At 65.0% G+C, this 9896-nt stretch carries 5 protein-coding genes; 3 read left to right on the forward strand and 2 right to left on the reverse strand.

Annotation, left to right across the window (positions count from 1 at the left end; all coding sequences use genetic code 11):
* On the forward strand, positions 1-147 hold a 147-nt coding region (locus GXY33_08940; GenBank protein NLX05257.1), incomplete at its 5' end, for a hypothetical protein.
* A gap of 17 nt (positions 148-164) precedes the next feature.
* On the forward strand, positions 165-3530 hold the full coding sequence (locus tag GXY33_08945; GenBank protein ID NLX05258.1) for a hypothetical protein: 3366 nt from the start codon (positions 165-167) through the stop codon (positions 3528-3530).
* A gap of 711 nt (positions 3531-4241) precedes the next feature.
* Here GXY33_08945 and GXY33_08950 read toward each other — a convergent pair.
* Positions 4242-5393: a hypothetical protein gene (locus tag GXY33_08950; protein ID NLX05259.1), complete on the reverse strand. Its 1152-nt coding sequence runs from the start codon at positions 5391-5393 to the stop codon at positions 4242-4244.
* Between the two features lie 3 nt (positions 5394-5396).
* Positions 5397-7721, reverse strand: coding sequence for a hypothetical protein (locus GXY33_08955; protein NLX05260.1), 2325 nt, complete (start codon positions 7719-7721; stop codon positions 5397-5399).
* A 250-nt stretch (positions 7722-7971) separates the two neighbouring features.
* Between GXY33_08955 and GXY33_08960 the strand changes: the two genes are divergently transcribed.
* Positions 7972-9896, forward strand: a 1925-nt coding sequence (locus GXY33_08960) for a hypothetical protein (protein NLX05261.1), incomplete at its 3' end; no start/stop codon positions are given.

Here is a 9896-nt window from a genome sequence, read left to right on the forward strand (position 1 = left end):
CAGGGTGGAGCGAACGTGAGCTTCTGCGACGGCCATCTGGAACTGATGAAGTGGAACGACCTGGTTCCGGCGGAGAACTTCGACAGACGATATGATCTCTGGTTTCTGCGTCCAACTGATACGCCGCCGGAAGAAATTCCCTGGTAATGGTGGAGAAATTTTCGATGCTGATTTTCGCGGTTGCGGTATGCGCGTTGGCGGGGGGTGGAATGGTGGCGGACGGACAGCCGGTGGCTGTCTACAACGGTTCGTTTGAGGTCGCTCACGCAGCCGACGCCGGCGCGCCGGACGGTTGGCAGCGACTGGCGGGCGGCCCGGTGCGGGCCGATGCGGCGTCGGCGCATGACGGCAAACGATCGCTGATGCTCAGCTCGACCGGCGAGCGGCAGGAGGTGATGACCGCGACGACGTTTGCGTTCGAGCCGGGCATGAAGCTGGAGCTGGCAGTCTGGAGCGAAGCGGAGGCGGTGGCCAAGCCGGCGCGGGTGGTGGTCTACTGGTTCGACCAGTCGGTGCGGCATGTCGGATCACAGGTCTGCGAGCTGCCGATCCAAGCTCAAGGGTGGACGCATACCCGCTGCGCGTTGACGCCGCCGGGTGGCGCGGCACGGCTGGGGTTCCACTGCGAACTGCTCGGTGCGGGGACGGTTCGGATCGACGAGCTTCGCGTGCTTCAGACGAGCGGGACGAGCGAACGGGAGACGCCGATGGCCAGGGTTCAGACGCCGGCAGCGCAGGCGGCGACCAAAGCGGTGTATGTGCCGGTGGACCTTTTGAAGGCGGCGACCCGCAGTTTCACCGACCAGCACGACGGCGACGGCGCGGGCGGCTGGACCGACCAGGGCGACAATGATCTGCGGCGCTTTCCGCGCGGGCGACAGGAGTTTCTGGGCGTGCCATTCGAGATCCTGGACGACCAGTACGGCGCCAAAAGCGTGGTGATGCTGGGCGATCGCCGCGGGTTCGGCAACGAGGCGCGGATCGAAAACGTGCCGCAGCGGTTCGACGTGCTGCACGTGCTGCACGCGGCGGCGTGGCTGAACGACGGGCAGGTGGGAAGCTACGTTCTGGAATACGCGGACGGCGGCGAGGCGGCGTTCGACGTGATTGCCAGCCGTCACGTAGCGGACTGGTGGCATCCGGTGGACCTGCCGGAGGCGAAGGTGGCGTGGTACGGCGGCAACGCGATCCGCGACCTGGTCGGCGTGTGGCTGCTGAGCTGGCCGAACCCGCATCCGGAAAAGGAAGTGCGGGCGATCGTGCTGCGGAGCACGGGCGTGGTGCTGGGCATTTGCGGGATCACCACGCAGCGGGGCGGTCCGATGCCGGGCGCGGAGGGTTCGAGTCTGCAGGCGGCGATCTCGCCGGACGGCGTGGTGGTGCGGCGAGGCGAACCGCTGACCGCGGCGGCTACGATCAACCACGGCGATCAGGCGGCGCGGCAGGTCCGATGCCGCGTGGCCCTGTATCGCGGCAGCCGCAGCCAGAAGCCGCTGCACGCGCTGGAGCGGGAGCTTTCGATCGAGCCGGGTCAGGTCGGGCGAATTGAGTATCGCATCGAGGCCCTCGACGTTGAGCCGGGTAGCTATCGGCTGGTATGCGAGGCGGCCAGCGGTCAGGAGCGGGCCGAGGTTTCGACGCCGGTCGGCGTGATGCCGGCGGAGTTTGAAGGGGCGAAGGTCAGTGCGACCGACTCGTGGGGTTATGGGATGATGTACGTGGGCGAGCCGGACGAGGCGGCGTTTCGCCGGATTCGCGAGGGCGGGTTCGACTGGGTGGCTTTGGACATCCAATGGGCGGCGATCGAGCCCAGCCCCGGGGTTTACGACTGGTCGCTGGTGGATCGGTTCATCGAGCGGGCCAAGCGGGCGGGGCTGAAGGTCGAGATCAAGACGCTGCTGTTTCTGGGCGTTCCGTGGCTGACCGAGGACATCACCGACGGCAGGAATCCTTCGAACTTCAGCGACGAGTTCGTCGCGCGGTATACGCTGTTGTGGCAGAACCTGGTGCAGCGGTACCAGGACGAGCCGACGGTGTTCGCGTGGTGTCCGACGATCTGCCACCAGGACAACCCGGTCGGGTTCATCGAGAGCGATCGGACGCCGGCTTTGCATCGGGCGTGGCGGGACTACCTGTTTACCCGCGGCTGGACGCTGGAGGCGGTGTCGCAGCGGTTGGGCCGTCAGGTCGGTGACTGGAGCGAAATCGAGGCGCCGGACGTGGCGTACGTGGGCGAGCATGGCGTGGACGACTACTTTCTTGCCTTCATGAAGATGCGCAAGGAGCGGGCGGTTGAGGTTTACAGCCAACTGTGCCGGACAATCCGGCGGTTCGACGCGACGCGGCCGATCTTTCTGAAGATGGGGATGCCCTGGCCGCTGGACGTCTGGGACTCACCGAGCGGCCTGTGGCCCGCCGGTTGGCTGCGGATGTGCCGGACATACGACGCGGTACTGATGCACAGCAATTTCGAGGATTCGGTGATGGCGGCGATTCTGCCGTCGATGGCGGAGGGGTATGGGGTGCGGATGATGGTGGAGGAGGGCAAGGTTCCGCCGAACGCCCCGTGCACGGTTGGTGCGGTGGGGCAGGCGGGCTGGTACGGGGCGATGGGGATGGAGTTTTGTTTCTGGCCCACGGGCCAGGACCTGTCGGACTGGTCTCGGCTCAAGCCAACGGCGCAGCGGATGCAGGCGTTTTCTCGCTCGTACGACAACCTGTGGGTGACGTTCTTTGACGACGCGCTGTTCGCCCACGAGAAGAACTGGGAACGGATTCGGCGTTACTACATCAAAGGGTATGACCTGCTGACCAAGCTGGGTTTGCAGTATCGCGTGGTGGGAAGTGACAGGCTGGCTGCGATGCCGAGGGATGGGGTTCTGCTGGAGGCGAACTGCGTTCGGCTGGACGATGTGACGCGGGAGCGGCTGGATCGGTTCGTTCGGGGCGGCGGGACGCTGGTGGGGCAGTTCATGACGGACAGCGAAGCGGATTTCAAGCTCTACAACGATTGGGGGGTTGCGATGGTCCGGCATGCGGCGGGCCAGGTCGTGCTGGAAGGCGGGTTGTCGTTTCCGGCTGCGGATGGGTTTGTGCCGACGGGCAAGGACTTGCGGGTGTTGATGCGGTGGGAGGACGGTCGGCCGGCGGCGGTGGAGAAGAAGGTTGGCGAAGGCCGGCTGATCGTGTTCGGCTGCGGGTTTGAGAATGATGTGGCGGCTTCGGCGGCGGTGTTGCGGCGGCTGTTGGAGGCGGTGGGGGTCCGACCGCGGGTGCGGGTCGAGCCGTACGGGTCGGTGCAGGTTTCGGTGAAACGGCGCGATGGGACGCTGCAGATCGGGTTGATCAACCGCGACCCGATGGCGAAGGACGTGACGGTTGAGTTGGCGGGTGTTTCGCCGCGGGAGCATCGGGCTTACGATTGGCTGGATGGGGTGGACGTGCCGCTGAAAGACAGCGGCGGGCAGGCCGCGATCACGATGCGGGTCGAGCCGTCTGAGATCAGGTTGATTGAGGTGGATGCGAAGTAGGCGTCGCGCGCGGCAGAACGTCCTTGTACGTTTTGTACAATTTGCGCGGCCCGGTGATGTTGCCGGCGTGGCAGGCATGCTTACGGTGGGGCGGCCGACGCGGGTTTTGTACAAATTGTAAGATTTGCCTGAGCTTCCGATCCCGTCGATGGATGGCTCTCCGTACGCTGTGTTTTGGATCGCCATGACGGATGGCGGGGCGTACGTTTTGTACAATTTGCGCGGCCCGTCGATGCCGCCGGTGTGATGCAGATGATTGCGGCAGGCGGGTTTTGTACAAATTGTGCGATTTGTCCGGTCCCTTCGTTGTCGTCGGCGTGGGCGGCGCCGGTGGGCTGATGGGGTAGGTATTGAGTTGTCAAACGTCGCGCGAGGCGACGCGCGGCGGGGAGGCGGAGGTTCCCCGCACCATAAAGATAGCACATGAATTCGGTGGGTGAAAAAGCGGGTTTTTGGGGCGGTGGGAGGAACGGGTAGGAATCTCTGGAGAGATTTCTGAGAAAAGAGCGGCACGGAGCACGCGGAACACGCGGAGGGGGAGCGAATGAAAAATGAAAATAGAAAATACCAAAGTGCAAAATGGGGGATTGGCGGCTGGTGGCTGGTTGGAGGAGGGAACAAGAAATGGTGCGTCGGGACGACGCATCCTACGGTTCTTTGGGGTCGAAGGCCCCGCTCCCTCACGGTCGCGGCTCTCTTTGGGGACGGCGACTATTTCAGGATGCGTTTGAGCCAGGGGACGGCGAGGGTTTCCTTGAAGCAGTGGTTGGGGACGTCGACGTTGGCGTATTGGAGGTAGGTTTCGTCGTCGATGCCGGTTGGGATGGGCTGGCGGTCGAAGGGGCGTTTGGCGGGGGTGTCGAATTTGGGGTAGTAGGCGACCTTGAGGGCGGCGGGCGCGCCGGCGATGCGGTAGGCTTTTTTGACGAGGGCGATTTCGTCGGTGCGACCGCCCTCGGTGATGATCATGGGCTTTGGAGCGAGGGCGGCCATGAGGTCAAGGTAGTCGAACCATTCGATCAGGCCGGGCACGAACTGCCAGGACGGGCGGCGGACGAGCATGGTGGCGAGTTGGCGGGTTCGCCAGTTGCCGGCGAAGTCGTTCCAGACGACGGCGCGGACGGCGGGTTCGAGCAGGCCCAGGAGCAGGGCGGGTTTGGCGCCGAGGGAGTGGCCGCTGACGGCGAGGCGTTTGGAGTCGATGAAGGGCAGGGTCCGCATCCAGTGGACGACGCGGAGCTTGTGGAAGGTGCTGAGGCTTTCGAAGCATCGGCCGAGCCAGATGAGGAACCAGACGACGTCATCGTGGTTGGGGTCTTCGACGCCGAGGTCGTTTTCGCACATGGCGGGATGATCGACGGCGACGGCGACCATGCCGGCGCGGGCGTAGTGGAGGGCCATGCGGTTCCGCTGGGGATTGCGGTTGAAGAAGGAGACGCCGTCGAGTTCAGGTTCGCCGGCGAGGCTTTCCTTGCTGTTGCTCGAACCGGGAATGCAGAGGACGGCTGGGGCTTTGTTCTTTTTTGAGGCGCTGTGGGGAACGAGCATCAGGATCGGCGTGACGACGCCGTCTTCGGGAAAGAGTTCCCAGCGTTCGAGGCGGTAACCGTCGCGCGGCTGGGAGAAGATCATTCGGGGCTTGGGTTGAGTCGCGGTTTTGGGAAAGTGCATCAGTTCACGGAGTTTGGCGCGGACCTTGGTTTTCCAGCGGGCGAACTGGGCGGGCGCGACGGTTGGGTTGAAGGCGAGTTTGGGCTCGTTGTGTTTGAGCAGGTGGTAGACGGAGGCGAGGGTGTTGGCGTGGCGGCCGTCGGGCCGTTGGCTGGTGAAGGCTTGGAGTCTTTCGAGGGGGCTTTGAGGCATGATTCAGCCTTTCGCGAGATTGGCCAGGAGACCGGCGGCTTCGGGCGCGCCGAGCATGGTCAGGGCGTAGGTTTTGCCGTGGCCTTTCTTGAGATTGCGTTCGGAGATGAGCTGCTGGAAGCGAGCGTGCCAGGCCTTTCTGAGGATTCGCAGGTGTTCAACGTCGCCGGTGAGGCGCACGCTGTTGACCAGGGCCATGACGGTCACGCCGATCTGGCCGAAGGGTTTGGTGGCGGGGCAGGAGGTGTATCGCCAGTCGCTTCGGTGGTCCAGCCAGGTGTCGTTGTTGATGTGCGTGACGGCGCGGCGGATGGCTTCGGGGATTCGGCGGTCGCCGGCCAGGTCGTGGTATCGGGCCAGGCCGTTGACGCGGACGGAGGTGAGGAATCCGGCTTCGCCGACGTGCTTGCGGGTGCGGCAGAAGCAATGGCCCCAGGGCAGTTCGTAGAGCCAACCGCCGCAGTTGGGGTCCTGCTCGGCGAGGGCGCCGTCGGCGAGTTTTCGCAGGGCCCGGAGGTAGCGGCGGTCGGGTCGAAGCTCGTAGGCGGCGGCGAGGGCGGTCATGGGCCAGCCGGTGGTCCGGCCGCTGTGGGCGTGTCCGGCGAAGGCGTACTGGCCGTCATCGACCAGTTTGAGGAGGCTGGCGGCCACGAGTTCGACGGTGTCTCTGAGCCACGGGTCGCCGGTCAGGAAGTGGTGTTGGACCATGCCCTCGGTCCAGAGGTGGCCGAGGTTGTAGGGGTCGAGGCAGAGGTATGGGTTCTTGCTGCGGCCGACGCCGAGCGAGACGAAGAGTCGGCGGATGCGTTGGATCGGATCGAAGCCGCCGACGTGGCCGACGCAATGCTCGTGGACCATGCCCGGTCGGGGTGGAAAGCCCTTGCACGGCCACTGGTGGAAATACTCCTTCAGGTCGTCGTTGAGGCAGTGGACGATATCAACTTCGCTCATGTGGCGAGCAGCGGCGTCGGCGGCGTGGAAGTACTTCGGATCGCCGGTGCGGGCGAACTGGATGAGCATGTGCCTGGGCGTGTCGTACTCGTGGTTGCCCCAGTTGCAGCCGCGTTCGCCCCACCAGTCGCCCCAGTTCATCGCGCCGTAGTCGCGGTTGATTTCGATGCTGCGCCGGTAGAGTTCGAAGATCCGGTCGGCCCATCGGTCGTAGTCGCGCATGGCGGCGCCGACGGGGGCGATCGGTCCCCAGACGCCGGTGGCGATCGCTTCAGCGGGATCGGCGGCGGGCACGAGCGGCGCATTGGCAGCGGCGGCCAGCGTCTGTCCGTCGCCGGCGAGGTCGAGCCACAGATCCCATCGGCGGGCCTGGCCGGTGCGGAGGCGGTAGGATGAACCCTTGAAGAGGTACTGGTGTTTGTACCACGGCTGCATGTGGTCGAACGTGCCGGCGCGGAATCGCGGCAGCAGGCCGATGCTGACCGAATCGCGGTCGAGTTCGATGCTCTTGGGCCATTGCTGCCAGAAGTCTCGGAGGGCGACGGCGGCGGTGTTTCCGGCGTTGTCTTCGAGCCGGGCCCATCCGGCGGCGCGTCGGCCTTTGCCTTTGGTTCCTTCGACGGTGAATTGTTGGTCGTCGATCTGGAAGAGGCGTCTTGGCGGGTCGTTGGGCGTCCATGGACCGGCGCCGTCGATCTTGGCGGTTTTCAGGCCGCTGAGCGGGCGCAGTTCGATCGCCAGTTCGCGGATCGGCTGAATGACGCCGTGGTCCGAATCGATGATGATCATCGGTTCCAGGCGAATGCGCTGTAAACCGGCGAAGACGGAGACGCGCAGGCGGAAGGAGAAGGCGCGTTCGCCATCGGCGTCGCGAAAATCGCCGCGCAGTTGCATGGTTCCGCGGAGGGGGCCGCGGGTCTCGATGGATGCGGCGTCGGTGCGGGCCTGATAGCGCCGGCCTTTGCCGTCGCTCAGGGTCATTCGCACTTCGAATTGCCGGTTGACGGCGAGCAGGACCTGGTCGTCGGTCTCCACGCGGACGCGATCGGTGGCCAGCCGCACCGGCGGTTTGGTCGAGGCGCGGACGGGATCATCGGGTGGAATTGGTTTGGTTGATTTGGACCAGGTCAGGCGGTACGTGGCGGATTTGCCGGCGGGCGGGTCGGCTGAGAAATCCAGGAGCACCCACTTGGCGCTGGCGTCGGGCCATCGGGCCAGGACGGCGGTTTGCAGCGGCACTGGCCGTCCGCGGGCGTCGGTGAGGGTGAAACGGGCGCCGCGAGGGGCGGTTCCTTCGGCGAGTGGCACGCCGCCGGTGACCGGTCGGGGCGACCTGAGGCCGGTCAGGTCGCGGACCGTCAAGGTCGAAGTGTTCATGTCCAGGCTCCATCTGATTTCGCGGCCGAGAGTGGCCGTGAAAGGTTCACAGTCTAGTGCTTTGGTGGGTGAGAGTCAAGACAATTGACGTTTAAATCGGTTAGATCGTGTGATTGGTGCATTGGCGGAAGGGCGGCTCGCCGGCGGTCGCGGCTCTTTATGGGAGTGGGTTGACGTTTGGGGTGGGAAGGGGCCATAATCCCGCGAGGCTGGACGGTGTTGGAGAATTCCCTACGGGATGAGGTGAGGTATGGCTTGGCAGGACAGTGCGGGTTTTTCGAGTGATCGGGTTTGGTCGAACGAGGCGGCTTGCGAGTGGGCGGAGGGGTATCCGATCGGCAACGGGCGGCTTGGCGTGATGGTGCTGGGCGGCGTGCGGTGCGATCGGCATGCGCTGAATCACGACCGGCTGTGGCGGCGGTACTGGCGGTACGGCGATCGGAACACCGGGGCGGATATGGCGGCGTACCGACGGCTCTGCCTGGAGAAGCGGTGGGATGAGGCGTATCGGCTGATGAAGGATCGGATCGCGATCAGCGGCGAGGCGATCTACGTCAATCCGTTCGTGCCGCTGGGCGACTTGTACATCCGTCCGCACCATCGGACGGAGGACCGGGTCGAGGACTATCGGCGGGTGCTGGATCTGGACCGGGCGGTGGTCGAGGTGAGCTATCGGTTGGGGGCGGTGCGGCACGTGCGTGAGAGTTTCGTGTCGTGGCCGGCCGGCGTGGCGGTCACGCGGCTGCGGGCGGACCGTGCGGCGCGGACGGCGGGAACGGTGTGGCTGACGCGGATGGTGGACGGGGAGTGCGAGGTCGTCGCCGATGCCGGGTTGGACGAGTTGGTGCTTCTCGGGCGGTTCGAGGAGGGGTTGAGTTTCGCGGCGGTGGTGCGGTTGGTTCATCGCGGCGGGCGGTTGACCGGCGGCGTGCGTCATTACGAGCAGGCGTTTGTTCCGCGGAAGGAAGAGGAACTGAACGGCTTTAAGTTCGGTTTTCGCCAGGAGAAGTGGGAAGAGGGGGTGACGGGCGTTTCGACGTGCGTTGATGCGGCTGACGAGGTGTTGATTCTGACTGCGATGGCGACGGAGCAAGAAGACGCCGATCCGATCGGGCGGTGCCGCGGGATTCTGGATCGGACGCCGGCGGACTTCGATCTGCTTTTGGATCAGCACGTTCAGGACCATCGCAAGCTGTATCGGCGGGTTTCGCTGTCACTGGGTTCGAATCGCCCAGCCGAGACGCCGACGCCGCGGTTGGTCGATCGGGTTCGCCAGCATGGCGAGATGCCGCCGGTGCTGTTCGAGCAGCTTTTTAACACGTACCGCTACCTGGCGATTGCGTGCGGGCGGCCGGCGGCGCGGCACGAGCCGTACAAGGCGCCGATCAATTTACAGGGCCTCTGGAACGAGGATCCGCGGCCGGCGTGGGATTGCGACTATCATCTCGATCTGAACATCGAGATGTGCTATTGGCCGCTGGGCATGGTGGGGCTGGCGGAGTTTTTTGAGCCGATGGTGGATTGGGCGTGGGCGCTGCTGCCGCAGGCGCAGCGGGCGGCGCGGGATATCTACGGGGTTGACGGGGCGTTCTACAGCGGCACGTGCGACGCGGAGAACGTGGGTAACGTGGACGATCTGGGGATGCTGGCCACCGGCGTCAACGCGTGGCTGGGGCAGATGCTGTGGATGGCGTGGCGGTATCATCACGACGAGGTCCAGCTTCGCCATCGAATCTATCCGATCCTGCGGGAGATAGGACGGTTCTACGAACGGTTCCTCGTTGAGGACGATCAGGGACGATTGGTGCCGGTCCCCAGCGGTTCGCCGGAGATATGCCCGGCCGATCGGGAGTACGTGACGATGCTGTCGGTCCCGTCGACGTTCGATTTGGAGCTGATCCGGGAGTTGTTCGAGAACCTGATAGCGTCGACGGAGGTGTTGGACGTCGATCGGCACAAACGAGAGGCGTGGTCGAAGATACTCGATCGGCTGCCGATGCCGGTGATTAACGAGGAAGGGCGGTTGCTGGAGTGGCTGGAGGACTACGAGGTGACCGATCCGGGCCATCGGCACCGGTCGCACTGCGTGGGCTTCTGTCCGGGCGATCGGATCACGGCGGAGGACACGCCGGAGTACAGCGCGGGCGTTCGCAAGGCGATCGAAAAGCGTCACGC

It is taken from the genome of Phycisphaerae bacterium (genome assembly GCA_012729815.1).
Lineage (GTDB): Bacteria > Planctomycetota > Phycisphaerae > JAAYCJ01 > JAAYCJ01 > JAAYCJ01.